Origin of the sequence: Dyella lutea (genome assembly GCF_024158035.1) — a bacterium.
Taxonomy (GTDB): domain Bacteria; phylum Pseudomonadota; class Gammaproteobacteria; order Xanthomonadales; family Rhodanobacteraceae; genus Dyella_A; species Dyella_A lutea.
Genome location: NZ_JAMZEK010000001.1, coordinates 1,104,071 through 1,129,865, shown reverse-complemented (window position 1 = coordinate 1,129,865; position 25,795 = coordinate 1,104,071). Strand labels below are relative to the sequence as shown.

Genomic DNA, 25,795 nt, shown 5'->3' with positions numbered 1-25,795 from the left:
AGTCGCTCCCACCACAAGCCACAGGCTTCGCAGCTGTATGTGGAGGGGCTTTCAGCCCCGACGTCGCGACTGAAGTCGCTCCCACCACAAGCCGCAGGCTTCGCAGCTGTATGTGGGAGGGGCTTTCAGCCCCGACGTCGCGACCGAAGTCGCTACCACCATAAGCCGCAGGCTTCGCAGCTGTATGTGTGGGGGGCTTTCAGCCCCGGCGTCGCGACTGAAGTCGCTCCCACCATAAGCCGCAGGCTTCGCCGCTGTATGTGGGAGGGGCTTTCAGCCCCGACGTCGCGACTGAAGTCGCTCCCACCATAAGCCGCAGGCTTCGCCGCTGTATGTGGGAGGGGCTTCAGCCCCGACGTCGCGACTGAAGTCGCTCCCACCATAAGCCGCAGGCTTCGCCGCTGTATGTGGGAGGGGCTTCAGCCCCGACGTTCCGGGCGGACCGGGCCTATCGAGCTCCCTGCTTGATCAGCGCTTCCAGCTCGGCCGTCTTTTCCCGCATCAGCGCTTCGTCACCACGAGCTTCCACGTTCAACCGCAGCAGCGGCTCGGTGTTGGACGAACGCAGATTGAAGCGCCAGCTGCCGAACGAGGCGCTGATGCCGTCGACGCGATCCAGTTCGGGGCGCTGGTCGGCGTAGAAAGCGAGCACGCGCTCCACCGTCGCCGCCGCGTCGTCCACGCGGAAATTGATCTCGCCACTGCACGGGAACGCGCGCATGCGCTCGTCCAGCATCGCGGCCAGCGGTTGTCCGCTGCGGCACATCCACTCGGCCACCAGCAGCCACGGGATCATGCCGGAGTCGCAGTAGGCGAAGTCGCGGAAATAGTGGTGCGCACTCATCTCGCCGCCGTACACCGCATCCTCGGCGCGCATGCGCTCCTTGATGAAGGCATGACCGGTCTTGCTTTCCACCGGCACGCCGCCGGCCGCGTGCACCATGTCGATCGTGTTCCAGGTCAGCCGGGGGTCGTGGATGATCTTCGCTCCCGGATGCTTTTCGAGCATCTGCGCAGCAAGCAGGCCGACGATGTAGTAGCCCTCGATGAAACGCCCGGCCGCATCGAACAGGAAGCAGCGGTCGAAGTCGCCGTCCCAGGCAATGCCCAGGTCCGCGCCCGAGTCGATCACCGCCTGCACCGTCGCCGCGCGGTTCTCCGGCAGCAGCGGATTGGGAATGCCGTTGGGGAATCGACCATCCGGCGCGTGCTGGATGCGCACGAACTCGAACGGCAGATGCGGTGCCAGCAGATCGATGATCGCGCCGGCCCCGCCATTGCCCGCATTGACCACGATCTTCAGCGGGCGTAACGCGGGGCGATCCAGGTAGCCGAGCAGGTGTTCGATGTAGGCCGACTTGTCGTGGTCGCGCACCACCGCTCCGACGGTGGCCGCCGCCGGCCCGAAGGCATTTGCCTCGACCGCGCGCTCGATGTCGCGCAAACCCGTATCGCCACTGATCGGCCGCGCACCCTCGCGCACCAGCTTCATGCCGTTGTAGTCGATCGGATTGTGGCTGGCGGTCACCATGATGCCGCCCGCCACGCCGCGGCGGGCGGTCTGGAAATAGACCTCTTCGGTGCCGCACAGGCCGATGTCGATGACGTCGCAGCCGCCTTCGTTGAGTCCCCGGGTGACGGCCGCGGCCAGCGCCGGGCTGTCCAGGCGCACGTCGTAGCCGACGATCACCGCCCCGGCGCCGACGACTTCGGCATAAGCGCGCCCGATCCGGTAGGCGATATCGGGATTGAGCTCGTCCGGCATCCGCCCGCGGATGTCATAGGCCTTGAAGCACTTCATGGGCATTCCGATTCAGGGGGCTGCCGGCGTCGATCAGGGCCGGCGCGCGTGGCGAACGTGCCGCCAGACATAGAGCCCGGCGCCCAGCGCGATCAGCGCCACGATCACGGCATCGAAGCGATGGAAGTACACGCCCAGCGTGTCCCAGTGCTCGCCCAGTTTCACGCCGATCCACGCCAGTCCCCAGCACCAGATCAGCGAGCCGATAAAGGTGTAGGCGGTGAATCGCCACAGTGGCATGCGCGCGACGCCGGCAGGGAACGCGATGAAGGTGCGCACCACCGGCAATAGGCGGCCGATGAAGATCGTGATGTCGCCATGTCGCTGGAACCAGCGGTCGGCCAGGTCCAGGTCGCGGTGCGAGACCAGCAGGTACCTGCCGTAGCGCTCGACCAGGGGGCGCCCACCCCAGGCACCGATCGCGTAGGCCAGCCAGGAGCCGATCACGCAACCCACGGCCCCGGCCAGCGAGACAAGCCACAGCTTGAGCTCGCCCCGGGAAACCAGGTACCCGGAGAACGGCATGATGATCTCCGAGGGCAGCGGCACGCAGGCGCTCTCCACCGCCATCAATAGCGCGATACCGGCGTACTGGAACCGCGAGATCACCGCGATGACGAAGCCGGCCAGCGCGGCGATCAGCTTTTCGATCATCGGTCGTTATTCCACTGTCACCGACTTGGCGAGGTTGCGCGGCTGGTCCACGTCGGTGCCGCGCAGCACCGCCACGTGGTAGGCGAGCAACTGCAGCGGGATGGTGAACACGGCCGGGGCGATGAACTCACCCACCGGGTCGAGCCGCAGGGCCACGCCCTTGCCGGTTTCGGCATCCATGCCGGCGTCGCCGGCGGCGAACACGATCAGCTCGCCACCGCGGGCCTTCACTTCCTGCAGGTTGGACTTGAGCTTGTCCAGCAACGGACCGCTCGGGGCGACCGCCACCACCGGCATCTCCTCGTCGACCAAGGCCAGCGGGCCATGCTTGAGCTCGCCGGCCGGGTAGGCCTCGGCGTGGATGTAGGAGATTTCCTTGAGCTTGAGCGAGCCCTCCAGCGCCACCGGGTACTGCGCGCCACGACCGAGGAACAGCGCGTGCTGGCGGTGGATGAAGCGTGCCGACAGCTCCACCACCTGCGGCTCCAGCGCCAGCGCGCGCTCGATCGCTCGCGGCAACGAGATCAGCTGCTGGCAGAGGTCGGCGTAACGCGTGGCATCCAGCCCGCGCTGCTGGGCCAGCTGCAGCGTGAGCAGCGCCAGCGCGGTGAGCTGGGTGGTGAACGCCTTGGTCGAGGCCACGCCGATCTCCGGGCCGGCCCGGGTCATCAGCTTGAGGTCGGCCTCGCGCACCACCGAGGATTCCGGCACGTTGCAGATCGCCAGCGTGCCGAGGTAGCCGCGCCGACGCGATTCGCGCATCGCTGCCAGCGTGTCGGCGGTCTCGCCGGACTGGGAGATGGCCACGAACAGGGTGCCTGGCGACACCACCACCTCGCGGTAGCGGTACTCGCTGGCCACCTCGACGCTGACCGGCAGGCGGGCGAATTCCTCGATCCAGTAACGCGCCACCATGCCGGCGTGGTAACTGGTGCCGCAGGCGACGATGTGGATGCCCTGCACCTTCGCCAGCAATTCGTCGCCGCCCACGCCGAAGATGTTCGGCAGCACGCCGTGCGGGCCGATGCGCGATTCCAGCGTGTCGGCCACCGCGCGCGGCTGCTCGAAGATTTCCTTCTGCATGTAATGGCGGTATTCGCCACGTTCCACCGCATCGGTGGACAGCTCGCTCTCGTGCACCGCGCGCTCGGCGGGCTGGCCGTCGAGCGTGAACACCTGGGCCGACTCGCGGGTGATCTCCACCACGTCGTCTTCTTCCAGGTAGATCATGCGGTTGGTCACCTGGATCAGCGCCTGGGCATCGGAGCCGAGGAAGTGCTCGCCGATGCCCACGCCGACCAGCAACGGCGCACCGCGCCGCGCGCCGACCACGTGACCGGGCTCGTCCCGGCTGATCACCGCGATCGCATAGGCACCTTCCAGTTCACGGGCGACTGCCAGCACCGCCTCGCGCAGGCTGCCGCCTTGGCTAAGGCGCGACTCGACGAGCGCGGCGATGACCTCGGTGTCCGTCTCGGACGTGAACACGTGTCCCTTCGCCTGCAGCTCCGCACGCAGCGGCGCGTAGTTCTCGATGATGCCGTTGTGCACCAGCGCGACACGACCGGCCATGTGCGGATGGGCGTTGGCCTCGTTCGGCACGCCATGGGTGGCCCAGCGGGTATGCGCGATGCCGGTGCCGCCCGGCAGCGGATCGGCCAGATACAGCGCCTCCATCTCGCGCACCTTGCCCTTGGCGCGTACGCGGTGGATCTCGCCATCGTCCAGCACGGCCAGGCCGGCCGAGTCGTAACCGCGATACTCGAGCGCCTTGAGCCCCGCGATCAGCAGGGGCGCGACGTCGCGCTGGGCTGCGGCTGCAACGATTCCACACATGTCGTCATTCCTTAGCTGGGGTCGGGCCCGGAGCCCGACGGCCGCATGGTGGCGGCGATGGTTTCCAACATCCTTTCGCGCGTGAGACAGCTGCCGTCAGGGCACCCGCCGGCGCAGGTAATTGAGCAGGTCGATGCGCGTGATCAGGCCCAGGAAGCGCTCGCCATCCATCACGATCGCCACCAGCCCGCGCTCGAACACCGGCAGCAGCGACTCGATCGGCGAGTGCACGTCGATCTTCTGCAACGTGGTGATCATCGCGGTGGACACCGGGTCGCGGAACCGCGACTGGTCGGCATGCACGTGCATCAGCACATCCGATTCGTCGACGATGCCGACCAGCTGATCTCCGTCCATCACCGGCAACTGCGAGACGTCGTAGAGCTTCATCCGCGTGTAGGCGGTCATCAGCAGCTCGTTGGGTCCGACCACCACCGTGTCGCGCTGGGCGAAGGGACGCAGCAGCAGGTCGCGCAGGTCGCCGTGCTGCTCGCGCTCGAGGAAGCCGTTGTCCAGCATCCAGTAGTCGTTGTACATCTTCGACAGGTACTTGTTGCCGGTGTCGCACACCAGCGACACCACGCGCTTGGGCGTGGCCTGCTCGCGGCAATACTTCAGCGCCGCCGCCAGCAGGGTGCCGGACGACGACCCGCCGAGGATGCCCTCTTTCGCCAGCAGCTCGCGGCCGGCAAGGAAGCTCTCGCGGTCGGAGATCGCGTACGCCTTCTTCACGCGAGAGAAATCGCTGATCGAGGGCAGGAAGTCCTCGCCGATGCCCTCGACCATCCAACTGCCGGATTTCTCCGACAGCGTGCCCTCGTTGATGTACTGGGCGAGGATCGAACCGACCGGGTCGGCCAGCACCAGCTCGGTGTGCGGCGAGTGCTCGGCGAGAAAGCGCGACAGGCCGGTCATGGTGCCCGACGAACCGCAGCCGAACACGATCGCATCGACCCGGCCATCCATCTGCTCGAGGATCTCCGGACCGGTCGTCTCGTAGTGCGCGCGGGGGTTGTCCGGGTTGCCGAACTGGTTGATGAAATAGGCGCCCGGGGTCTCGCGGGCGATCCGCTGGGCCATGTCCTGGTAGTACTCCGGATGCCCCTTGGCCACGTCCGAACGGGTCAGCACCACCTCGGCGCCCATCGCCTTGAGGTTGAAGATCTTCTCCCGGCTCATCTTGTCCGGGACCACCAGGATCAGCTTGTAGCCCTTCTGCTGGGCGACCAGCGCCAGGCCGATGCCGGTGTTGCCAGCCGTACCCTCGACCAGGGTGGCGCCGGGGCGGATCTTGCCGGCCTTTTCCGCCGCCTCGATCATGGACAGGCCGATGCGATCCTTGATCGAGCCGCCCGGGTTGGCGCTCTCGAGCTTCAGGAACAGCTCGCAGCTCCCCGTCTCCAGATGGTTGGCGCGCACCATGGGGGTGTGGCCGATCAGGTCGAGAACGCTGGCGTGAACCGTCATGGAAGCTCCGTGGCAAAGAACCGGGCCAGGCAACCGGCCGACCCGCGGGTCGCCATGATAACCGAGTCCCTCCGACCGACACCGGGCAAGAAAAAAGCCCGGCATCCATCGGATACCGGGCCCTTGCCGCTGCCAACCGGCGTGACGTCAGTGCTGTCGCTGCGTTTGCGCATCCCAGATGCGTTGCAGGCGGTCCTTGGCGTAGAGCTTCTCGCGCTTCATCACCGCGAGCTTGGTTTCGGGAATGGGGAGCACGCCGATATCCGCATCGTGCACCTTGCTGTCGAGTTCCCGGTGGCGCTGGTACAGCGCGCGGAACTCCTTGTTGGACTTCAGCAATGCTTCGACGTCATCACGCGACTGGTTTTCGAACATGGGTCGACCTCCTCGCTGGGAAAGCGGGCGCGTGACCGGTGCGCCCGCGGCGTGGTGAGGCATGCGCAAACCGCCCGCACCGGGGAAATGGTGCGTGACAAGGACGGCTGGGGATACGGTGGGCGCATGCGACGGGTCAGGTTGTCCGCGCGGCGCATGTGCCCCGCGGATGACCGACGCTACTCCGCCGCCGGGGTGGGTGCAAGATCGTGCCGTGGCACGACTGATGCTTAGTAGAGGACAGGCGAAAAACCTGCCGAAACAGCTTGTTGCACTCGGGGGCGACCCTCCGGAAAGGGTCGCCCCGGCCCCTCAGGGCTTGCCCTTCTTCCTCGCCGGCTTGGCTTTGGCCGGTGCCTGATCGCCCTCCATCTGGGAGCGCAGGGCCCGAGCTGCCTGGGCCGCCAGGGCTGCCTCCCGACGGGCGGCATTCGCGACCCGGCTCTGCGCCGCTGCCAGCTTCTTGGCATGCTCGGCCTCGGCCTTGGCCTGTTCGGCGGCCTGGGCGGCCTCCATGCCCTGCTGTTGCAGGCGCTGGGCCTCTTCCTGGGCGAGCTGGTACTGCAGGCGCTGGCGCTCCAGCTCCAACCGGGCCGCCTCGGCGTCGCGCCGGGCCGACTCCAGCATGATCTGGTCGTGCTCACGGTCGAGCTTGGACAGCCGGGCCTGGGCGTCCTGCAGCTGAGCGGCCGCCCGGGCCAGATCGACCCGGCGCTCGGCCAGGTAGAGGGCATGCGGGCGCTCCTTCGAGCGGGCGTCGGCCAACTGTGCCAGGGCATCGCGGGCGCGCGCCTGCTCGGCCGTGGCGTAATGTCCGAGCACCGGGTCATGGGCCAGCTGGTCGAGGCTGGTGGTCAGCCGGGCGAGATCGATGTCGTCCTTGGCGGCGCTGGCGACACCGCTGCCAAGCAACAGGCCCAGGGCGAACAGGGCGGTCGTGAGTCGCTTCATGGCTGACCCTCCTGGGCATTGCCTGCCGAGGACGACGTGGCTGGCTGGGGCACGGTCTGGAAGCCACCATCACCGCTTGGCATGGGCGCCGACAGCACCGAGGCGGAGGGGGCCGGCATGTCTCCGGTCGGCGCCGCGGCAGGAAGAGTGGCCGGCATCTGCGAGCGACTGGAGAGCTCGGGGTGGGCCTGCTCCATGGCCTTGCGCAGCCGCGCGTTTTCGTCGGTCTTGGTCTGGATCCTGGCCCGGACGTCGCCCAGCCGCGCCTTGGCCGTAGCCAGCTCGGCATCGGCCTGGGCCTCGGTGGCCAGATCGGCGGCATCGGCGTACTTGCGGGAGGTCATGGCCGCCTGGGCCTGCTGGAACTTGTTCTGGGCGAAAGTCAGGTCCACCGGGGCGTAATCGGCCGCATCGGCATCGCGGGCAGCCTGCAATTGCGTCTGGGCAGCGCTCATCGCAGCATCCGGAGGCGGTACGCTTGCGCAGCCGCCCAGCATCATCAGGGCGACCAGGGGCAGGCTGCGCGTCCACCCGCAAGAACGGGGGGCACCGGCCTCAGGCCGGGAAAAGCTGTGCACCATCACTCAGTACCTCGTAGTGTTGCGTCGTATTGTCCGTGGGCATAATCGCCGGTGCAATGTAGTTGAATCCAGGGGACTTCAGGTGGATATCGGTTACTTCCTCAAGCTGATGGTGGACAAGGGCGCGTCGGACATGTTCCTGACCACGGGCGCTCCGGTGAACATCAAGGTCGAGGGCAAGCTCTACCCGTTGGGCAATACCGGCCTGCCGGGCGGCATGGTCAAGAAGATCGCCTACTCGCTGATGGACGAGGGCCAGGTGCCCCAGTTCGAGCGCGATCTCGAGCTGAACATGGCGCTGGCGGTGAAGGAAGCGGGCCGCTTCCGCATCAACGTGTTCAAGCAGCGCGGCGAGGTCGGCATGGTGATCCGCGCGATCAAGAGCGAGATCCCCAACGTCGAGCAGTTGCAGCTGCCCTCGATCTTCCGCGAGCTGATCATGGAGCAGCGCGGCCTGATCCTGGTGGTCGGCGCCACCGGCTCGGGCAAGTCGACCACCTTGGCGGCGATGCTCGACCACCGCAACTCCAACTCGCCCGGCCACATCCTCACCATCGAGGATCCGATCGAGTACCTGCACCGGCACAAGAAGTCGATCATCAACCAGCGCGAGGTGGGCCTGGATACGCACAGCTACCACGAGGCGCTGAAGAACGCGATGCGCGAGGCGCCGGACGTGATCATGATCGGCGAGATCCGCGACACCGACACGATGGAGGCGGCGATCGCCTTCTCCGAAACCGGTCACCTGTGCCTGGCCACCCTGCACTCCAACAACGCCGACCAGACGCTGGAACGCATCCTCAACTTCTTCCCCGAGTCGGCGCACAAGAACGTGCTGATGAACCTGTCGCTCAACCTGCGCGCGGTGATCAGCCAGCGCCTTGTGATCGGCAAGGACGGCCGCCGCCTGCCGGCGGTCGAGGTGCTGCTGAACACCCCGCTGATCCGCGACATGATCCGCCGCGGCCAGATCCACGAGGTAAAGGAAGCGATGGACCGCAGCCTGCAGGAAGGCATGCAGACCTTCGACCAGTCGCTGTACCGGCTCTACAAGAGCGGCCGGATCGAACTGGACGAGGCGCTGGCCAAGGCCGACTCGCGCGATGGCCTGGCGCTGAAGATCCGCCTGGCCGAGGGCGGTGGATCCAACACCGACACCGAACTGGCCGGCAACGATCCCTACGGCCTGGGCTTCTAGACCCCTGCCCCGTCGTCGGCGCCTCAGGCGCCGGCAGGCGGTGCATCCGGCTGCCGCTCCGGCGCCGCTGCCTGAAACGCCGGCAAGGCCATGCACTCGGCCTGGATGCGGTGGATCGTGGGGTACGCATCCAGCGGCAGCTGCCAGCGCGCGGCATTGTAGAGCTGCGGGATCAGGCAGATATCGGCCAGCCCCGGCTCGTCGCCGTGGCAGAACGTACCGGTGGCGACGTTGTCGGCCAGCATCGCCTCGAACGCAGCCAGGCCCACGGCCATCCAGTGACGGTTCCAGTCGGCCCGCTGCGCCTCGGTGGCACCGAAGCGCGCCTCCAGCGCCTGCAGCACCCGCAGGTTGCCCAGCGGGTGGATGTCGCAAGCGATGGTCTGCGCCAGCGCGCGTACCCGCGCCCGGCCGCGCGGGTCCACCGGCAGCAGCGGCGGCTCCGGCACCATCTCGTCGAGGTATTCGACGATCGCCAGCGACTGGGTGAACACCCGCTCGCCGTCGACCAGCGCGGGGACCAGCTCCTGCGGGTTGATCGCCCGGTAGGTGGCCCCGTGCTGCTCGCCGCCGTCGCGCACCAGGTGGACCGGGTGGTTTTCCCAGTCCAGTCCCTTCAACGCCAGCGCGATGCGCACGCGGTAGGCGGCGGTCGAACGCCAGTAGCCGTAAAGCGCGAGATCCTGAAGCATGGGCTGTCTCCTGCCGGGCCGGTGGGCGCCAAGCATATACGGCCGCGTTTGCATCGCCGGAGGGGCGGCACGAAAATGAGCTGGCTACGGTATCCCTATCCGGGATCGGCCACGCCGGCCGACCCGCCATGCAGCAGCCCAACCCAGGAGTCCCGACGTGTCCTTCCTCCGCATGAGCGACCTCGATCTGCGCGGCAAGCGTGTGCTGATCCGCGAAGACCTGAACGTGCCGATCGAGGACGGCCGGATTACCTCTACCCAGCGCCTGGGCGCCTCGCTGCCCACGATCAAGGCCGCGCGCGATGCCGGCGCCCGGGTGATGGTGCTGTCGCACCTGGGCCGGCCGAAGGAAGGCCAGTTCGACGAGGCCTCCTCGCTGGCTCCGGTCGCCGCCTGGCTGGGCGACAAGCTCGGCAAGCCGGTGCGACTGGTGCGCGACTACCTCGACGGCGTGGAGGTCGCCGAGGGCGAGGTGGTGGTGCTGGAGAACTGCCGCATGAACGTCGGCGAGGGCAAGGACGACGAGACGCTGTCGAAGAAGTACGCCGCACTGTGCGACGTGTTCGTGATGGACGCCTTCGGCACCGCACACCGCGCCCAGGCCTCCACCCACGGCGTGATCCGCTTCGCCCAGGTGGCTGCCGCCGGGCCGCTGCTGGCCGCCGAACTCGACGCGCTGGGCAAGGCGCTGGAGCACCCGGCCAAGCCGCTGTTGGCGATCGTCGCCGGCTCCAAGGTCTCGACCAAGCTCACCCTGCTGGAGAACCTGATCGGCAAGGTCGACCAGCTGATCGTGGGCGGAGGCATCGCCAATACCTTCATCGCCGCCGCCGGCCACGGCGTCGGCAACTCGCTGTACGAACCCGACCTGATCGACGCGGCGAAGAGGGTCATCGCCGACGCCAAGCGGCGCGGTGCCGAGGTGCCGCTGCCGGTCGACGTGGTGGTCGCCCCCGAGTTCTCCGCGCAGGCGACGCCGACGGTGAAGGCGGTGGACCAGGTCAAGGACGGCGAGATGATCCTGGACATCGGCCCGGAGACCGCCAAACGCTACGCCGCGCTGATCGCCAAGGCCGGCACGGTGGTGTGGAACGGCCCGGTCGGCGTGTTCGAGTTCGACGCCTTCGGCATGGGCACCGAGACCCTCGCCCGCGCGATCGCCGCCTCCCCGGCGTTCTCGATCGCCGGTGGCGGCGACACCCTGGCGGCCGTGGACAAGTACGGCATCGAGAAGGACGTGTCCTACATCTCCACCGGCGGCGGCGCGTTCCTCGAGTTCCTCGAGGGCAAGGAACTGCCGGCGGTGGCGGCACTCAAGGCCCGCGCCAAGGGCTGAGACTCCCCTCTCGTAGGAGCCCGCTCGCGGGCGATGCTTCCGACCCCACTGTGAATCAGGAGCAGAAGCATCGCCCGCGAGCGGGCTCCTGCAACGCTCAGCCTCTGTCGCGCAGGATGCCCCGCACGGCGGCGATCACGCGCTCCACGTCACCGTCGGACAAGGCGGGGGAGAGCGGCAGGCTGACGGTCTGCCGGCCCAGACGCATTGCGTTCGGCCACCGCTCTGGCGACCAGCCGTAGCGCCGCTGGTAGTAGGGGTGTTCGGGAACGGCCAGGTAATGCACGCCCGTACCAATCCGCGCTGCGTTCATGGCGTCGAGGAAGGCGTCGCGCGAAATACCGCATCGCGCCTCGTCGATCATCACGGTGTACAGGTGCAGACCGTGCCGGGTATCCGCCTCCTGCGCCGCCGGCAGGCCGATCGGCAGGTCGGCAAAGGCCGCCTCGTAACGTCGCCAGATCGCCTGGCGACGCGCCCAGTGGGCTTCAACCTTGGCCAGCTGCGGCAGCCCGATTGCCGCCTGCAGGTCCATCATGTTGTATTTGAAGCCGCACTCCAGCACCTGATAGTGCTTGTAGCCGCTGTCACCGAAGCGATGCCAGGCATCCTTGCTCATGCCGTGCAGGGCGAGCATGCGGGCACGGGCAATGCGTTCGCGGTCGCGGCCGAGGATCATGCCGCCCTCGCCGGTGACCACGTTCTTGGTCACGTAGAAGCTGAAGCAGCCGAAATCCCCGAACGTGCCGGCCGGCTGGCCGCGAAAGGTGGTTTCGATCGCATGGGCACAGTCCTCGATCACCACCAGGCCGTGCCGTTGGGCGATGTCCATGATCCGGTCCATCGCGCAGGGCCGACCGGCGAAGTGCACCGGCAGGATCGCGCGGGTGCGCGGGGTGATCGCCGCCTCGATCGCATCCGGATCGATGTTCTGGGTGACCGGATCGACGTCCGCCAGCACCGGCACCAACCCGGCATGCTCGATCGCATTGACGGTCGCGCAGAACGTGAGCGGCGTGGTGATCACTTCGGCTCCCGGCTCGAGGCCGGCCGCGACCATGCTCACGTGCAGGGCCGCGGTGCAGGAATTCACCGCCGCGACGCACTCGGCGCCGGCCTGCCTGTACTCGGCGAAGGCCTGCTCGAAGCGTGCGACCCGCGGTCCGGTACCCAGCCAGCCGGAGCGCATGCAGGCCACGACTTCGGCGATCTCTTCTTCGCCGATGCCCGGCGCACCGAAGACGATGAAACGTTCCTGATCGACCATGCCCGACAATCCTAAAGAAGGAAGCGCCGGGCCGCTTGCGCGGCCCGTCATCAAAACATCATTTGCGGTCAATGGACCACGCGTTTGACTGCGTCCACCACGTGGCTGACGGTGAAGCCGAAGTGCTCGAACAGCTGGGGCGCCGGCGCCGACGCACCGAACGAGTGCATACCGACCACCTCGCCATCCAGTCCGACGTACTTGCGCCAGAAGTCGGCCGTGGCCGCCTCTACCGCCACGCGGGCGCGGCACCAGGCGGGCAGCACCGCCTCGCGGTAGGCCTGCGGCTGGGCATCGAACACCTCGGTGCACGGCATCGAGACCACGCGCACCGCCATGCCCTGCTGGGCCAGGGTACGCATCGCCTCCATCGCCAGTTCCACTTCCGAGCCGGTGGCGATCAGGATCGCCTGGAAGCGCGCGTCGGCCGGATCGGACAGCACGTAGCCCCCGCGCTCGATGTCCGCGACCTGCTCGGTCGTGCGCTGCTGGTGCTTGAGGTTCTGGCGCGAGAACACCAGGCAGCTGGGCAGGCCCTTGCGCTCGATCGCCGCCTTCCACGAAGCCGCCGACTCGACCGCATCGCAGGGACGCCACACGTGGTTGTTCGGGATGTAGCGCAGGCTGGCCAGGTGCTCGACCGGCTGGTGGGTCGGACCGTCCTCGCCCAGGCCGATCGAGTCGTGGGTGTAGACGTGGATCGCCTGCGCCGGGATCAGCGCGCTCATCCGCACCGCGTTGCGCGCGTAGTCGGAGAACACCAGGAAGGTCGCGTCGTACGGGATGAAGCCGCCGTGCAGCGCCAGGCCGTTGGCGATCGCGCTCATGCCGAACTCGCGCACGCCGTAGTAGACGTAGTTGCCCTGGCCACCGGCGCTGTCGCCGTTGCCGGCGTCCTTGCTGCCCTTCCACTTGGTGAGGTTGGAGCCGGCCAGGTCAGCCGAACCGCCGATCAGTTCCGGCAGCAGCGGGCCGAATGCGTCCAGCGTCATCTGCGAGGCCTTGCGCGAAGCCACTTCCGGCCCCTCGAGCTGCAGCTTGGCCACGTAGGCCTGCGACTTCTCGGCCCAGTCCGCCGGCAGTTCGCCGCGCTGGCGGCGCTCGAACTCGGCGGCCAGTTCCGGGTACGCCTTGGCGTAGGCGGCGAAGGCGTCCTTCCAGGACTGCTCGACAGCAGCGCCCTTGGCCTTGTGGTCCCAGCCAGCGTAGATCTCGGCCGGGATCTCGAACGGCGGGTACTTCCAGCCGAGCTGCTCGCGCGCGGCGGCCACCTCGTCCTTGCCCAGCGCGGCGCCGTGGCTCTCTTCCTTGCCCTGCTTGTTCGGCGAGCCGAAGCCGATGATGGTCTTGCAGCAGATCAGGGTCGGCTTGGCGGACTGCGCGGTGGCCTGCGCGATCGCCGCCTTGACCGCCTCGGCGTCGTGGCCGTCCACACCCCGGATCACGTTCCAGCCATAGGCTTCGAAACGGCCCGGCGTGTCGTCGGTGAACCAGCCGTGCACCTCGCCGTCGATGGAGATGCCGTTGTCGTCGTAGACCGCGACCAGCTTCCCCAGGCCCCAGGTGCCGGCCAGCGAGGCCACTTCATGCGAGATGCCTTCCATCAGGCAGCCATCGCCAAGGAACACGTAGGTGTGGTGGTCGACCACGGCGTGACCGGGGCGGTTGAAGTGCGCCGCCAGCACCTTCTCCGCCAGGGCCATGCCCACCGCGTTGGCCAAGCCCTGGCCGAGCGGGCCGGTGGTGGTCTCCACCCCGGGGGTCTCGCTGGCTTCCGGGTGGCCGGCGGTCTTGGAGTGCAGTTGGCGGAAGCGCTTCAGCTCGCTCATCGGCAGGTCGAAGCCGGTCAGATGCAGCAGCGCGTACTGCAGCATCGAGCCGTGGCCGTTGGAGAGCAAGAAGCGGTCGCGGTTTGGCCATTTTGGATTGGCCGGGTTGAAGTGCAGGAAATCGTTCCACAGCACTTCGGCGATATCGGCCATGCCCATCGGCATGCCCGGGTGGCCGGAATTGGCCGCCTGCACGGCGTCCATGGCGAGGGCGCGCACGGCATTGGCGAGTTCGCGGCGGGTGGTCATCGGCGTCTCCGGAAGGGGCATGAAAAGACGCCATTGTCGCCGATTCGGCGACCCGAGTCGCGCGACCGCCGCGACCCGCCGACCGGCGCAGCGGCGACCGGATGCGCCGGGCGCGCACGCGTAGGACAACGGCGATTAATTGCCGCTTAACTTTTTGGGGCTGGATATCGGCCCGCTTCAGGCTCGCCGCCGTTCAATGCCCCCGCGCCCTTCCCCAGGCGCCCTGATTACGGCATCCCCGGCCGTACAGCGAAAAGCATAAAAAAGGAGAAGTCCCGATGAAGAAGTCACTGCTCGCCCTTGCTTTCGTTTCCGCCAGTGCCTGCGCCCTCCCCGCCATGTCCCAGGATGCAGGCAATGCCTCGCCGCAGACGGCAGGCAACTATCAGCCCGGTCAGGCGGTCGGCACCGGCAACTGGTTCATTGGCGGCAGCGTCGGCCAGGCGCACGTTTCCCAGGGCCCATACGACGACCACCCGACGACCTATGGCATCAACGGCGGCTATCGCTGGAAGGTCGGCCAGGACATGGGACTGGGCCTCGAGGCCGGCTACAACGATCTCGGCAATTTCAAGGTCAAGAACGTCTTCAACAGCAACGACGTCAACCTGACCTCGCAGCGTCACGCCCTGCGCGGCTGGACGGCGGGCGTCAACGGTCGTATCGACATCTATCGCGGGTTGTACCTGAGCGGGCGCACCGGCCTGTATGGCTGGCATGCGCCGGGCATGCAGGATCCGGATGCAGGCAACCGCCGCGATCTGAGCAAGGTCGACTACTACGCCGGAGCCGGCATCGGCTACGACATCAACAACCATTTCGGCCTCGGCCTGTCCTACGACTACTACCACGCCGCCAAGAGCGGGGTGAAGCTGACCACCGATGCGGCCTCGCTGACCGCCGAATACCGGTTCTGAACCCCCGCCAGCGGGTATGCGCGAGTGGACACGCTTAACCCGAGATTAATACTGTACTGATAAGTATTGAATCTTTCGGGGCACCCATCCATCTAAGCCCCTGTGCCGGCCAGAACGGCCGGCACGCCCCACGACAGCCCGGGCATCCCCCCAAGCAGCCCGGCTGCGATAACAACAAGAGGAACATCACGATGAAGAAGACTCTGCTTGCCCTTGCCCTGGTGTCCGCCGGCCTGGTGGCCGCACCTGCCGCGTTCGCACAGAGCGCCCCCTCCGACAACGGCGGCTGGTTCATCAACGGCAACGTGGGCCGCACGTCCATCAACAAGGGCCCGTACGACGGTCACGACACCGGCTACGCCCTCAACGGCGGCTACCGCTGGTCGGTGAATCCGAATGTGGCGCTGGGTGTCGAGGCCGGCTACAACGACCTTGGCAACATCCACGTCAAGAACATCTTCAACAGCAACAACGTCGTCGACAGCGGCCGCTCCCAGCTGCACGGCTGGACCGCTGGCGTGAATGGCCATTTCAACCTCAACCCGAACTGGTATATCAGCGCCCGTACCGGCCTGTACGCGTGGAAGGGCCATGGCCTGAGCAACGACTCCAACCCGATCCGCGAGAGCCTGGACAAGACCAGCTGGTATGCCGGCGCCGGCTTCGGCTACGACTTCAGCAACAACCTCAGCGTCGGTCTGAACTACGACTACTTCGACGCCAAGAAGCACAACGTCGACCTGAGCACCGACATGGTCTCGGTCAGCGCCGAATACCGCTTCTGATCCACGCTGCAAGGCAAAAAAAAGGGCGCCCCTCGGGGCGCCCTTTTTCGTGGATCGGGAACCCGGCTTACTTGCCGCCGGTCCAGCGACCCAGCGCGGCCTGACCGTTTTCCTTCGCGCGCGCGGCGACCGTCTTCTGCGCCTCGGCGTAGTTCGCCTTCATGTCCTTGGCCCACAACTTCAATGCAGCCTGCTGCATGGCGCGGCCGTAGGAGAACGACAGTGGCCACGGATGCGGGCCGATGCGGTTCATCGCATTGAGGTGGGCGGTGGACTGCTCGTCGGTCTGGCCACCGGAGAGGAAAACAATGCCCGGCAGCGAGGCCGGCACGGTGGACTTGAGCACGCGCACCGTGGCCTCGGCAACTTCCTCGACCTCGGCCTGCTCCTCGGCGTCCTTGCCAGGGATCACCATCGACACCTTCAGGATCGCGCCCTCGAGCATCACGTTCTGCTCGTACAGCGCGTTGAACAGGCTGCGCAGCACGGCCTCGTGCACTTCGTAGCTGACGTCGATGCTGTGGTCGCCGTCCATGATCACTTCCGGTTCGACCATCGGCACCAGGCCGGCTTCCTGGCACAGCGCGGCGTAGCGGGCCAGCGCGTGGCAATTGGCCTCGATCGCGGTGGAGCTGGGGTTGTCCTCGGAGATGTTGATCACTGCGCGCCACTTGGCGAACTGCGCGCCGAGCTTGGCGTACTCGGCCAGGCGCTCGCGTAGGCCGTCCAGGCCCTCGGTGACCACATCGCCGGGGAAGCCGGCCAGCGGCACCGGGCCCTTGTCGACCTTGATGCCAGGGATGATGCCGAGCTTCTTCATCACCTGGGTGAACGGCACACCGTCCCTGGTCGACTGGCGGATCGTCTCGTCGTAAAGAATCGCGCCGGAGATGTGCTCGTTCAGCCCGGGCGCGGTCAGCAGCAGCTCGCGGTAGGCGCGGCGGTTCTCTTCGGTGTTCTCGATGCCGACCGATTCGAACCGCTTGGCGATCGTCTTGGTCGACTCATCGATGGCGATGATGCCCTTGCCGGGCGCGACCATCGCCAGCGCGATGCTTTCCAGATCTTCGATGCTCATGACGACTCCGTGGAAACGACAGCGGCCGCCAGGCCGCGCAAAGGACACGCCGCCCCCGAAACCGGGAGCGGCAAGGCTGAAAGCGGCGGATTATAGGCCAGATCGCCCGACAGCACCGGGGCGACCGGAAGACCGGCTCAGTTCTGGTCGTAGCCGGGCAGCTGGCAGGGAGCCATCAGGGCCTGCTGGCCGGCCTTGTCGGACGGCCCGTTGAAGGGCACCACATAGTAGGTGTCCACCGGCTCGCCGGCCCGGTTGGTAAGCGAGGGGCCATAGGTGAAGTGCTTGACCGCATTGACCGCCACCGGCGTCAGATCACTCGCCGGGACGGTCTTGACCGCCTTGATGTCGCGCGGGATGCCGTCCGAGCCGATGGTGAAGGTGACAGCCACGCAGCCCGGCTTGTAGATGTTCTTGCCGCTGTTCGGCACGTCCACGTCCACGCTGCGATTGAGCAGGATCCAGTAGCCGTTGATCTTGTCCGGCGACACACGTCGCGCCTGGGCCATCAGCGGGGAGGAAACGGCCAGCGCCAGCAGGCACAACGGCAGTTGCAAGCGAAGCATGTTCTTCTTCATCGGTCGCCTCCGGGGATGGGGTGGTAGCCCAGTCTAGCGTCAGCGCACGGCATCGGCGTCGATCTCCGTTGCCGCCGGCGACGCCTCGGGGAACCGGCGCAGCCGGTGGAACAGATTCACCAATCCGGCTGCCCCCAGGGCCACCGCAGCGCCGGCCATCGCCTGCAGGACGTAGAAGACCATCCAGCGCCACTCGGCAGGTGGCAGGTGGCCGGTGGAGTAATCGGTCATCCGGTCATGCAGGAAGACCATCACGACGCCATGGCTCAGCAAACCGGACACCCCCTGCACCACCTGCCATACACCAAGCACCGAGAGCGCCACGCGCTGCAACTCATCCGCGCCGATCGGCATCTCCAGCACCTGCCCGTTCGAGCGACTGCTGGCCCACCAGGCCAGCATGCCGGGCCATAGCCAGAGCACGGCACCGACAACGAGGTACAAGCCGGCGAACAGCAGGCTACCGAGCAGGCGATGCGTGTTGCCATCGGAGGCGGCAACCACCGCCGCCACGTCCTCCAGCGCATGCACCGACAACAGCACGGCACCCAGCCGGATGGCGGTGCACAGCACCGTGTAGACACTGGTCTTCATGCGTTCCCTCGCTGCCGCCCGATGCGGGCCGCCTACCTCAGAGCTCGCGCAGGCTGTCGACGATGCCGTCAGCGCCGACCGAGAGCAGCTTCAGCGTATTGGTACCACCGGCCTGGCCGACCCGGTCGCCGTAGGTGATCACCACGCGGTCGCCCTCGGCCAGCTTGCCCTGCTCGAACAGCATGCGCACGGCGGCGCGGGTGGACGCGGCCATGCTCTGCTGCTCGCCGTGGCTGAACTCCACCGGATGCACGTCGCGCAGCACCTGCATGCGGCGGCGCGCCTCGCCGAACGGCGACATGCCGTAGATCGGCACCGCACTGCGGTAGCGCGACAGCCACTGGGCGGTGGCGCCGGACTCGGTCAACGCAACGATCGCGCGCACGCCCAGGTGTCCGGCCAGCACCATCGCGGCCAGGGCGATCGCCTGATCGGCCCGGTCCAGCTGCAGCGCCGCATCGAGCATGCGCTCGTCCTTCGGCTCGAACTGGCGCTCGGCCCCCAGGCAGATGCGCACCATCGCCGCCACCGCCTTGTCCGGATGCGCGCCGGCCGCGGATTCTTCCGACAGCATTACCGCATCGGTGCCGTCGATCACCGCATTGGCCACGTCGAGCACTTCGGCACGGGTCGGGATCGGCGAACGCACCATCGACTGCAGCATCTGCGTGGCGGTGATCACCGCGCGGTTGCGCTGCACCGTTTCGCGGATGATCTTCTTCTGCAGTCCCGGCAGCTCGGCGTCGCCGATCTCCACGCCCAGGTCGCCGCGCGCCACCATCACCACGTCGGTGGCGTCGATGATCTCGCCCAGCACCGGAATCGCGTCGGCACGCTCGATCTTGGCCACCATCACGGCGTGGCCGCCGGCCTCGCGCATCAGGCGACGCGCGGTATGCATATCCTCGGCCGAGCGCACGAACGACACGGCCAGGAAATCGGCGCCGAGCTCGGCGGCCAGCTTGATGTCGTTGCGATCCTTGTCCGACAGCGCATCGACGGTGAGTCCACCGCCCTGCCGGTTCAGGCCCTTGCGGTTGGACAGCTTGCCACCGACGGTGACCGTGCAGTGGATCTCGGTGCCGTCGATCGACTCCACCCGCATCGCGACCAGTCCGTCGTCGAACAGCAGGATGTCGCCGCGACTCACGTCCTTCGGCAGGCCGAGGTAACTCACGCCGACGCGGGTGGCATCGCCGTCCGGCGCATCGTCACGACAGTCGAGCGTGAACGCGTCACCGACTTCCAGTTGCACCGGACCGTCCGCAAACTTCTCGACGCGGATCTTCGGGCCCTGCAGGTCGGCCAGAATGCCGACCTCCACGCCGACCTTGGCGGCAGCGGCCCGCACCGCCTCGGCGCGGGCGCGATGGTCGTCGGGCGTGCCATGCGACAGGTTGAGGCGGGCGACATTGACGCCCTCGGCGATGATCTTCTCGAGCATCCCCGGCGCATCGGTGGCGGGGCCGAGCGTGGCGACGATCTTGGTACGGCGGACTTGCAGGGATTGGGTAGTCATCCTGGAAGCGTAGCAACAACGCGAGCTGCATCGCCACGATTCAAATCGCTAATTTTCAGCCGTTTGGACGGCTGTGCGACGTGCGTCGCCGGCCATGAAAACGCGGCATGAAGATACCAGTCGGCGTCGACCAGCAATCTGCGGTCTACAACGATGCAGACCACGTAACGCCCCGCGATGCGGCATCGATGTGCTGCGTCGCAGCAACCCCGGTAAAAAAATTTTCCCGGCTGACCGCCCTGCCGGCTTATCGGTGCACAGCCAGGCCCGGCGGGCGTCCCGAACCCTGAGCCTGCACCGTCACGACCGGTCGCCGCGACGGCACGAGCAGCGATGCCTCAGCGGCTGCCCAGCGCCTCGTCCAATATCTCGGCGAGGCGCACACCGCCTTGCTCGAGCCGCTCGCGTATCACCGGCCACGCTTTGGCCTGGTAGCGCTCGGACCAGGCCACGCCGGACGGCTTGGCCAGATCGGTGTAGGCGATGGTCCGAGCGATGTGGTGCGACTCGTTGGCCCAGTCCACGACACGCGTATCGAGCGTGGCGAGCGTCCCGGCAGGCGCCCACTGCGCAAGCTCGGCCGGGGTGATCCCCGCTTCCAGCTGCTTCGCGCGCGCGGCCACCGCCGTCCGGTCGATCGAATAGTTCGGACCCAGCTTGAGGTCGAGCTGGTGCTCGATCACGCGACCGTCCCAGACCGAATGCAGGTTGGTGCCGATACCGAAGAACTGCGCCTGGACGGTGTTGCCGCCCTTGTCGTCATCGTCCACCGCGTGCATCGGCTGGTGGATGTCGCCGGCCAGGTGGACCACCCACTTCAACGCCTCCAGCCGTGTCCGCGGGTTGGCCGAGCGGTTGGCAAGGACGCGAGTGAAATGCTCCAGCTGGGCCACGATGCAGTTGCCCCGGGGACAGTCGCGCGCTGCCTGGTAATCCGGTGTCTGGAGCGGGATGTCGACGTAGTGCCAGCCCGCCGTCCCGGGCATCTCCTTGCGGTGCTGGTCAGCCCACGAGGCGATCTGGTCGAGCCGGTCGTAGCCCTCCAACCCGAGCAACGCCTGCACCTGCGCGGCGGCGGCAGGATCCAGGTGCGATTGGGCGATGTCCGCCACGATCGCGTGACCTTCCGGGCCCCAGGCCATGGCGTGCGGGGCGGCGAACCCGAGGGTGAGGGCAAGAGACAGCAGGCTCAGGCGGGAAGGACGCAGCTTCATCGGATCATCAGGGCCGTGATGGGAAAGGCCGGGAGTCTGCCACAGCCCCGTGCTCCGCCGGATGACACCAGGCGGGGCCCGGCGCCGCTTGTCCCCGCCGTCGAAGCGGCCCGACGGCCTGCTAGAATAAAGGGCTCTTTCCACAGGCATGGGCCAGACGCAGGAGTCAACGGCAATGACGATCAAGGTGGGTATCAACGGCTTCGGCCGCATCGGACGCAATGTGCTGCGTGCAGCCGTGCAGAACTTCAGCGACATCGAGATCGTTGCGATCAACGACCTGCTCGAGCCGGACTACCTCGCCTACATGCTGCAGTACGACTCCGTGCACGGCCGCTTCAAGGGCACCGTGTCGGTCGAGGGCAACACGCTCATCGTCAACGGCAGGAAAATCCGCCTCACCGCCGAGCGCGACCCGGCTGCGCTGAAGTGGGACGAGGTCAGCGCCGAGGTGGTGATCGAGTCCACCGGTATCTTCCTGACCAAGGAAGGCGCGCAGAAGCACCTCGACGCCGGCGCGAAGAAGGTGATCCTGTCGGCCCCGTCCAAGGACGACACGCCGATGTTCGTCTACGGCGTGAACGACAAGAGCTACAAGGGCGAGGCGATCATCTCCAACGCCTCGTGCACCACCAACTGCCTGGCGCCGCTGGCCAAGGTGATCAACGACAAGTGGGGCATCAAGCGCGGCCTGATGACCACCGTGCACGCCGCCACCGCCACCCAGAAGACCGTCGACGGCCCGTCCAACAAGGACTGGCGCGGCGGCCGCGGCATCCTGGAGAACATCATCCCGTCCTCCACCGGCGCGGCCAAGGCCGTGGGCGTGGTGATCCCCGAGCTCAACAAGAAGCTCACCGGCATGAGCTTCCGCGTGCCGACCTCCGACGTCTCGGTGGTCGACCTGACCTGCGAGCTGGAAAAGCCGGCGACCTACGCCGAGATCTGCGCGGAGATGAAGGCACAGTCCGAGGGCGCGCTGAAGGGCGTGCTGGGCTACACCGAGGACAAGGTGGTCGCCACCGACTTCCGCGGCGAGACCCGCACCTCGGTATTCGACGCCGAGGCCGGCATCGCACTGGACTCCACTTTCGTCAAGCTCGTGTCCTGGTACGACAACGAGTGGGGCTATTCCAACAAGTGCCTGGAAATGGCCCGCGTGGTGGCGAAGTAAGACCTGCCGCCGCGATACGAAGAAAGGCGCCCCAGGGCGCCTTTCTTTTTGGTTCGGTGGGCGGGACGGCCGCCTCACCATGAAACTTCCAACGACACGTCATTCGGGCGCAAGCCGAAATCCAGTGCCCTGGCACGCGATGCCCGGGCAGACGCTGGATTCCAGCGTTCGCTGGAATGACGACAAGGGAAGGACCAGACCCTGAGCAGCGAGCTACCGCGGGGGCCTGATCGAGTCGATCGCCTTACTTCAGCGCGGCCAGCGCCGCGTCGTAGTCCGGCTCCTGGGTGATTTCCGGCACCAGCTCGGCATGCTTCACGTGGTCGTGCTCATCCAGCACCACCACCGCGCGCGCCGCCAGGCCGGCCAGCGGGCCGCTGGACAGCGCCACGCCGTAGGTCTTGAGGAAATCGGCGCCGCGCAGGGTCGACAGCGTCACCACGTTGTCCAGGCCCTCGGCGCCGCAGAAGCGCGCCTGCGCGAACGGCAGGTCGGCCGAGATGCACAGCACCACGGTGTTGGCGAGTTCGGAGGCATCCTGGTTGAAGTGGCGCACCGACGCGGCGCACACCGGCGTATCGACGCTGGGGAAGATGTTCAGGATCTTGCGCTTGCCGGTGAAGTCGGCCAGCGAGACGTCGGCCAGATCCTTGGCGACCAGGCGGAAGCCGGGAGCCTTGTCGCCCACGGCGGGGAAGTCGCCCTGGACCTCGACCGGATTGCCCTTGAGCGTAACGTTCTGCGACATGGGATGCCTCGTGCGGATAAGTCGGGAGCGCCATCCTAGAGGCTGACCGCTCCCGTGTCGCGCACTCAGTGCTCGCCAAGCAGCTCCCGGATCACCCGCTCGGCGAGCTGTTCCGGAGCCTGGTCACCGCCATGCAGATGCACTTCCGGCGCCTCGGGTGCCTCGTATGGAGAATCGATACCGGTGAAGTTCCTGATGCCGCCGGCACGTGCCTTGGCGTACAGACCCTTCACGTCGCGCGCCTCGCACACCGCCAGCGGCGTGTCGACGAACACCTCGTGGAACTCGCCGGGCGCGAACAGCTCGCGCGCCATCCGACGCTCCTCGCGGAACGGACTGATGAAGGAGACCAGCACGATCAGCCCGGCATCGACCATCAATTTGGCGACCTCCGCCACGCGGCGGATGTTCTCCACGCGATCCTCGTCGGTGAAGCCCAGGTCGCGGTTGAGCCCGTGGCGCACGTTGTCGCCGTCGAGCAGGTAGGTGTGTCGGCCCAGCGCGAACAGCCGTTTCTCCACCAGGTTGGCCACGGTGGATTTGCCGGAGCCGGACAAGCCGGTGAACCACAGGCAGGCCGGCGACTGGCCCTTCAGCCGCGCGCGGGCGGCGCGATCAATGTCCAGGTGCTGCCAGTGGATGTTGTCGGCGCGGCGCAGGGCGAAGTCCAGCGTGCCGGCACCGACCGTGGCGTTGGTCTGCCGGTCGATCAGGATGAAGGCGCCCAGCTCGCGGCATGCCGCGTAGGGCTCGAACGCCACCGGCTGGTCAAGCGACAGGTTGCAGTAACCCACCTCGTTGAGCTCCAGCCGCTTGGCGGCCAGCTCTTCCTGGGTGTTCACGTCGACCTTGTGCTTGATCTCGGTGACCTGCGCACCGACCGTGCGCGTGCCGATCTTCAGCCAGTAGCCGCGTCCGGGCAGCAGCGCCGCCTCGTCCATCCACAGCAGGTGGGCAGCGAACTGGTCGGCCACCTGCGGCGGATCGCCCGCCGCGGCGATCACGTCGCCGCGACTGATGTCACGCTCGTCTTCCAGGGTCAGCGTGACGGCGTCGCCGACCACCGCCTGCGTGCGATCGCCGTCGGCGGTGACGATCCGCGCCACGCGCGAGCGCGCGCCGCCAGGCAGCACCACGACCTCATCACCCGGGGCGATCGATCCGGCCACCACTGGCCCGGCGTAGCCGCGGAAATTCTGGTCCGGCCGGCATACCCACTGCACCGGCAGGCGGAAGCCCAGCGTCCGCGCCGGCGGCTGGATCACCACCGTCTCCAGGTGCTCGAGCAGGCTCGGACCGTCGAACCAGGGCATCGCCGTGGCGCGCGCGCTGATGTTTTCGCCGCGCAGCGCCGACACCGGGATCGCACTGACCTGGGGAATGCCCATGCCCGCGGCGAGCGCCGCGTACTCGGTTTCGATGGCGCGGAAGGTCGCCTCGTCGTAGCCGACCAGATCCATCTTGTTCACCGCCAGCAGCACATGGCGGATGCCCAGCAGCGCGGCGATGTAGGTATGCCGGCGGGTCTGCGTGAGCACGCCCTTGCGCGCGTCGATCAGCACCACGGCAAGGTCAGCCGTGCTGGCACCGGTGGCCATGTTGCGGGTGTACTGCTCGTGGCCCGGGCAGTCGGCGACGATGAACTTGCGCCGCTCGGTGGTGAAGAAGCGGTACGCCACGTCGATGGTGATGCCTTGCTCGCGCTCGGCCGACAAGCCGTCGACCAGCAGCGCGAAATCCAGCTCGCCGTTCTGCGTGCCGTGGCGCCGCGAGTCGCCCTCCAGTGCCGCGAGCTGGTCATCGAACAGCAGCTTAGTGTCGTACAGCAGGCGACCGAGCAGGGTGCTCTTGCCGTCGTCGACGCTGCCGCAGGTGATGAAGCGCAGCAGGTCCTTCGATTCGTGGCGGGCGAGGTACTCGTCCACCGAGAGGTTCGGTTCGCGGCCCATCAGAAGTAGCCCTCCTGCTTCTTCTTTTCCATCGAAGCGGACGGATCGTGGTCGATCGCCCGCCCCTGCCGCTCGGAGGTGCGTGCGATGAGCATCTCCTGGATCACCTTGGGCAGGTCGTCGGCCTCCGATTCGATCGCGCCGGTGAGCGGGTAGCAGCCCAGCGTGCGGAAACGCACCTTGCGCATTTCGGGCTGTTCACCGGGTTTGAGCGGCAGGCGCTCGTCATCGACCATCAGCAGCATGCCGTCGCGCTCGACCACCGGGCGCGGCGCGGCGAAGTACAGCGACGGCACCTCGATCGCCTCGCGGTAGATGTAGAGCCAGATATCCAGCTCGGTCCAGTTCGACAGCGGGAACACGCGCACGCTTTCGCCCTTGGCGATGCGGCCGTTGTAGAGGTTCCACAGCTCGGGCCGCTGTCGCTTCGGATCCCAGCGATGCTGCGCGGTGCGGAACGAGAACACGCGCTCCTTGGCGCGCGACTTCTCCTCGTCGCGACGGGCGCCGCCGATCGCCGCGTCGAAGCCGTGCGCGTCCAGCGCCTGCTTCAGCGCCTGGGTCTTCATGATGTCGGTGTGCACGGTGGCGCCGTGGGTGAACGGGCCGACCCCCTGGTGCACGCCTTCCTGGTTGATGTGAACGATCAGCTTCGCGCCCACCTCGGCCGCGCGGCGATCGCGGAAGGCGATCATCTCGCGGAATTTCCAGGTGGTGTCCACGTGCAGCAGCGGGATCGGCGGCGGCGCCGGATAAAAGGCCTTCTGCAGCAGATGCAGCAGCACCGAGGAATCCTTGCCGATGGAATACAGCATCACCGGATGGCGGAACTCGGCCGCCACCTCGCGAAGGATGTGGATGCTCTCGGCTTCGAGGCGCTTGAGGTGCGACTGGCGGGCAGCCAACGCATCGTCGGGATTGGTCTGGAGAACAGTCATCATCCGACCATTCTAGCCAGCGCCGTCCGTACGGGTGATAACCACTTCGCCTATGGATATAC

Annotated in this window: 23 protein-coding genes; 5 read left to right on the top strand and 18 right to left on the bottom strand. The window is 67.2% G+C overall.

The window, feature by feature from the left end:
- Positions 1–448: 448 nt before the first annotated feature.
- The 7 genes from NC595_RS05010 to NC595_RS04980 form a co-directional block, all read right to left on the bottom strand.
- Positions 449–1,807: a phosphohexomutase domain-containing protein gene (locus NC595_RS05010; protein WP_289623580.1), complete on the bottom strand. Its 1,359-nt coding sequence runs from the start codon at positions 1,805–1,807 to the stop codon at positions 449–451.
- Positions 1,808–1,834: 27 nt separating this feature from the next.
- Positions 1,835–2,455, bottom strand: a complete 621-nt coding sequence (locus tag NC595_RS05005) for a DedA family protein (RefSeq protein ID WP_253565183.1) — start codon at positions 2,453–2,455, stop codon at positions 1,835–1,837.
- A 6-nt stretch (positions 2,456–2,461) separates the two neighbouring features.
- On the bottom strand, positions 2,462–4,291 hold the full coding sequence (gene glmS, locus NC595_RS05000) for a glutamine--fructose-6-phosphate transaminase (isomerizing) (protein WP_253565182.1): 1,830 nt from the start codon (positions 4,289–4,291) through the stop codon (positions 2,462–2,464).
- Positions 4,292–4,387: 96 nt separating this feature from the next.
- The gene (locus NC595_RS04995; RefSeq protein WP_253565181.1) at positions 4,388–5,758 is read right to left on the bottom strand and encodes a pyridoxal-phosphate dependent enzyme; all 1,371 of its coding nucleotides are present in this window, start codon (positions 5,756–5,758) and stop codon (positions 4,388–4,390) included.
- 147 nt (positions 5,759–5,905) lie between these two features.
- Positions 5,906–6,133: an HP1242/YdcH family protein gene (locus NC595_RS04990; protein ID WP_017463511.1), complete on the bottom strand. Its 228-nt coding sequence runs from the start codon at positions 6,131–6,133 to the stop codon at positions 5,906–5,908.
- Positions 6,134–6,445: 312 nt separating this feature from the next.
- Complete coding sequence (locus NC595_RS04985) at positions 6,446–7,084, bottom strand: hypothetical protein (RefSeq protein ID WP_253565180.1); 639 nt, start codon at positions 7,082–7,084, stop codon at positions 6,446–6,448.
- Positions 7,081–7,539, bottom strand: coding sequence for a DUF4398 domain-containing protein (locus tag NC595_RS04980; RefSeq protein ID WP_253565179.1), 459 nt, complete (start codon positions 7,537–7,539; stop codon positions 7,081–7,083). The genes NC595_RS04985 and NC595_RS04980 overlap by 4 nt, the downstream gene beginning before the upstream one ends.
- Positions 7,540–7,747: 208 nt before the next feature.
- Here NC595_RS04980 and NC595_RS04975 point away from each other — a divergent pair, with 208 nt between their 5' ends.
- Positions 7,748–8,866 carry a PilT/PilU family type 4a pilus ATPase gene (locus NC595_RS04975; RefSeq protein ID WP_017463508.1) on the top strand — a complete coding sequence of 373 codons (1,119 nt, stop codon included), beginning with the start codon at positions 7,748–7,750 and terminating at the stop codon, positions 8,864–8,866.
- A gap of 23 nt (positions 8,867–8,889) precedes the next feature.
- On the opposite strand, the gene maiA is transcribed toward NC595_RS04975, so the two are convergent.
- The gene (gene maiA, locus NC595_RS04970) at positions 8,890–9,558 is read right to left on the bottom strand and encodes a maleylacetoacetate isomerase (RefSeq protein WP_253565178.1); all 669 of its coding nucleotides are present in this window, start codon (positions 9,556–9,558) and stop codon (positions 8,890–8,892) included.
- Between the two features lie 157 nt (positions 9,559–9,715).
- Between maiA and NC595_RS04965 the strand changes: the two genes are divergently transcribed.
- Positions 9,716–10,894, top strand: a complete 1,179-nt coding sequence (locus tag NC595_RS04965; RefSeq protein WP_253565177.1) for a phosphoglycerate kinase — start codon at positions 9,716–9,718, stop codon at positions 10,892–10,894.
- A gap of 97 nt (positions 10,895–10,991) precedes the next feature.
- On the opposite strand, the gene NC595_RS04960 is transcribed toward NC595_RS04965, so the two are convergent.
- Positions 10,992–12,161: a DegT/DnrJ/EryC1/StrS family aminotransferase gene (locus NC595_RS04960; protein ID WP_253565176.1), complete on the bottom strand. Its 1,170-nt coding sequence runs from the start codon at positions 12,159–12,161 to the stop codon at positions 10,992–10,994.
- 68 nt (positions 12,162–12,229) lie between these two features.
- Positions 12,230–14,239, bottom strand: a complete 2,010-nt coding sequence (gene tkt, locus NC595_RS04955; protein ID WP_253565175.1) for a transketolase — start codon at positions 14,237–14,239, stop codon at positions 12,230–12,232.
- A 278-nt stretch (positions 14,240–14,517) separates the two neighbouring features.
- Between tkt and NC595_RS04950 the strand changes: the two genes are divergently transcribed.
- Both NC595_RS04950 and NC595_RS04945 read left to right on the top strand, forming a co-directional pair.
- On the top strand, positions 14,518–15,156 hold the full coding sequence (locus NC595_RS04950) for a porin family protein (protein ID WP_253565174.1): 639 nt from the start codon (positions 14,518–14,520) through the stop codon (positions 15,154–15,156).
- A 191-nt stretch (positions 15,157–15,347) separates the two neighbouring features.
- Positions 15,348–15,941, top strand: a complete 594-nt coding sequence (locus NC595_RS04945) for an outer membrane protein (RefSeq protein WP_253565173.1) — start codon at positions 15,348–15,350, stop codon at positions 15,939–15,941.
- Between the two features lie 67 nt (positions 15,942–16,008).
- Here the strand turns inward: NC595_RS04945 and NC595_RS04940 are convergent, their stop codons facing one another.
- The 5 genes from NC595_RS04940 to NC595_RS04920 all read right to left on the bottom strand — a co-directional run bounded on the left by NC595_RS04940 (position 16,009) and on the right by NC595_RS04920 (position 20,924).
- On the bottom strand, positions 16,009–17,019 hold the full coding sequence (locus NC595_RS04940; protein WP_063674002.1) for a class I fructose-bisphosphate aldolase: 1,011 nt from the start codon (positions 17,017–17,019) through the stop codon (positions 16,009–16,011).
- Positions 17,020–17,156: 137 nt separating this feature from the next.
- Entirely contained in the window at positions 17,157–17,585 is a 429-nt protein-coding gene (locus NC595_RS04935; RefSeq protein ID WP_253565172.1) for an energy transducer TonB, read from the bottom strand.
- Between the two features lie 51 nt (positions 17,586–17,636).
- Positions 17,637–18,191, bottom strand: a complete 555-nt coding sequence (locus NC595_RS04930; protein ID WP_253565171.1) for a hypothetical protein — start codon at positions 18,189–18,191, stop codon at positions 17,637–17,639.
- A gap of 37 nt (positions 18,192–18,228) precedes the next feature.
- Positions 18,229–19,710, bottom strand: coding sequence for a pyruvate kinase (gene pyk / locus NC595_RS04925; RefSeq protein WP_253565170.1), 1,482 nt, complete (start codon positions 19,708–19,710; stop codon positions 18,229–18,231).
- Between the two features lie 338 nt (positions 19,711–20,048).
- Entirely contained in the window at positions 20,049–20,924 is an 876-nt protein-coding gene (locus NC595_RS04920) for a S1/P1 nuclease (RefSeq protein ID WP_253565169.1), read from the bottom strand.
- A gap of 175 nt (positions 20,925–21,099) precedes the next feature.
- Here NC595_RS04920 and gap point away from each other — a divergent pair, with 175 nt between their 5' ends.
- Positions 21,100–22,098 carry a type I glyceraldehyde-3-phosphate dehydrogenase gene (gap, locus tag NC595_RS04915; protein WP_253565168.1) on the top strand — a complete coding sequence of 333 codons (999 nt, stop codon included), beginning with the start codon at positions 21,100–21,102 and terminating at the stop codon, positions 22,096–22,098.
- 244 nt (positions 22,099–22,342) lie between these two features.
- On the opposite strand, the gene tpx is transcribed toward gap, so the two are convergent.
- The 3 genes from tpx to cysD form a co-directional block, all read right to left on the bottom strand.
- On the bottom strand, positions 22,343–22,846 hold the full coding sequence (tpx, locus tag NC595_RS04910; protein ID WP_253565167.1) for a thiol peroxidase: 504 nt from the start codon (positions 22,844–22,846) through the stop codon (positions 22,343–22,345).
- Between the two features lie 65 nt (positions 22,847–22,911).
- Complete coding sequence (gene cysN, locus NC595_RS04905) at positions 22,912–24,795, bottom strand: sulfate adenylyltransferase subunit CysN (protein ID WP_253565166.1); 1,884 nt, start codon at positions 24,793–24,795, stop codon at positions 22,912–22,914.
- Entirely contained in the window at positions 24,795–25,733 is a 939-nt protein-coding gene (cysD, locus tag NC595_RS04900) for a sulfate adenylyltransferase subunit CysD (protein ID WP_253565701.1), read from the bottom strand. The genes cysN and cysD overlap by 1 nt, the downstream gene beginning before the upstream one ends.
- Between the last annotated feature and the right edge of the window lie 62 nt (positions 25,734–25,795).

Bases quoted from the DNA above. Each gene is read 5' to 3' on its own strand.
- NC595_RS04945 (WP_253565173.1), top strand. From the start codon at position 15,348: ATGAAGAAGACTCTGCTTGCCCTTGCCCTGGTGTCCGCCGGCCTGGTG.
- NC595_RS04950 (WP_253565174.1), top strand. From the start codon at position 14,518: ATGAAGAAGTCACTGCTCGCCCTTGCTTTCGTTTCCGCCAGTGCCTGC.
- NC595_RS04960 (WP_253565176.1), bottom strand. From the start codon at position 12,161: ATGGTCGATCAGGAACGTTTCATCGTCTTCGGTGCGCCGGGCATCGGC.
- glmS (WP_253565182.1), bottom strand. From the start codon at position 4,291: ATGTGTGGAATCGTTGCAGCCGCAGCCCAGCGCGACGTCGCGCCCCTG.
- cysD (WP_253565701.1), bottom strand. From the start codon at position 25,733: ATGACTGTTCTCCAGACCAATCCCGACGATGCGTTGGCTGCCCGCCAG.
- NC595_RS05005 (WP_253565183.1), bottom strand. From the start codon at position 2,455: ATGATCGAAAAGCTGATCGCCGCGCTGGCCGGCTTCGTCATCGCGGTG.
- maiA (WP_253565178.1), bottom strand. From the start codon at position 9,558: ATGCTTCAGGATCTCGCGCTTTACGGCTACTGGCGTTCGACCGCCGCC.
- NC595_RS04995 (WP_253565181.1), bottom strand. From the start codon at position 5,758: ATGACGGTTCACGCCAGCGTTCTCGACCTGATCGGCCACACCCCCATG.
- gap (WP_253565168.1), top strand. From the start codon at position 21,100: ATGACGATCAAGGTGGGTATCAACGGCTTCGGCCGCATCGGACGCAAT.
- NC595_RS04985 (WP_253565180.1), bottom strand. From the start codon at position 7,084: ATGAAGCGACTCACGACCGCCCTGTTCGCCCTGGGCCTGTTGCTTGGC.
- NC595_RS04940 (WP_063674002.1), bottom strand. From the start codon at position 17,019: ATGAGCATCGAAGATCTGGAAAGCATCGCGCTGGCGATGGTCGCGCCC.
- NC595_RS04935 (WP_253565172.1), bottom strand. From the start codon at position 17,585: ATGCTTCGCTTGCAACTGCCGTTGTGCCTGCTGGCGCTGGCCGTTTCC.
- NC595_RS05010 (WP_289623580.1), bottom strand. From the start codon at position 1,807: ATGCCCATGAAGTGCTTCAAGGCCTATGACATCCGCGGGCGGATGCCG.
- tkt (WP_253565175.1), bottom strand. From the start codon at position 14,239: ATGACCACCCGCCGCGAACTCGCCAATGCCGTGCGCGCCCTCGCCATG.
- NC595_RS04930 (WP_253565171.1), bottom strand. From the start codon at position 18,191: ATGAAGACCAGTGTCTACACGGTGCTGTGCACCGCCATCCGGCTGGGT.
- NC595_RS04980 (WP_253565179.1), bottom strand. From the start codon at position 7,539: ATGAGCGCTGCCCAGACGCAATTGCAGGCTGCCCGCGATGCCGATGCG.
- tpx (WP_253565167.1), bottom strand. From the start codon at position 22,846: ATGTCGCAGAACGTTACGCTCAAGGGCAATCCGGTCGAGGTCCAGGGC.
- pyk (WP_253565170.1), bottom strand. From the start codon at position 19,710: ATGACTACCCAATCCCTGCAAGTCCGCCGTACCAAGATCGTCGCCACG.
- NC595_RS04990 (WP_017463511.1), bottom strand. From the start codon at position 6,133: ATGTTCGAAAACCAGTCGCGTGATGACGTCGAAGCATTGCTGAAGTCC.
- cysN (WP_253565166.1), bottom strand. From the start codon at position 24,795: ATGGGCCGCGAACCGAACCTCTCGGTGGACGAGTACCTCGCCCGCCAC.
- NC595_RS04920 (WP_253565169.1), bottom strand. From the start codon at position 20,924: ATGAAGCTGCGTCCTTCCCGCCTGAGCCTGCTGTCTCTTGCCCTCACC.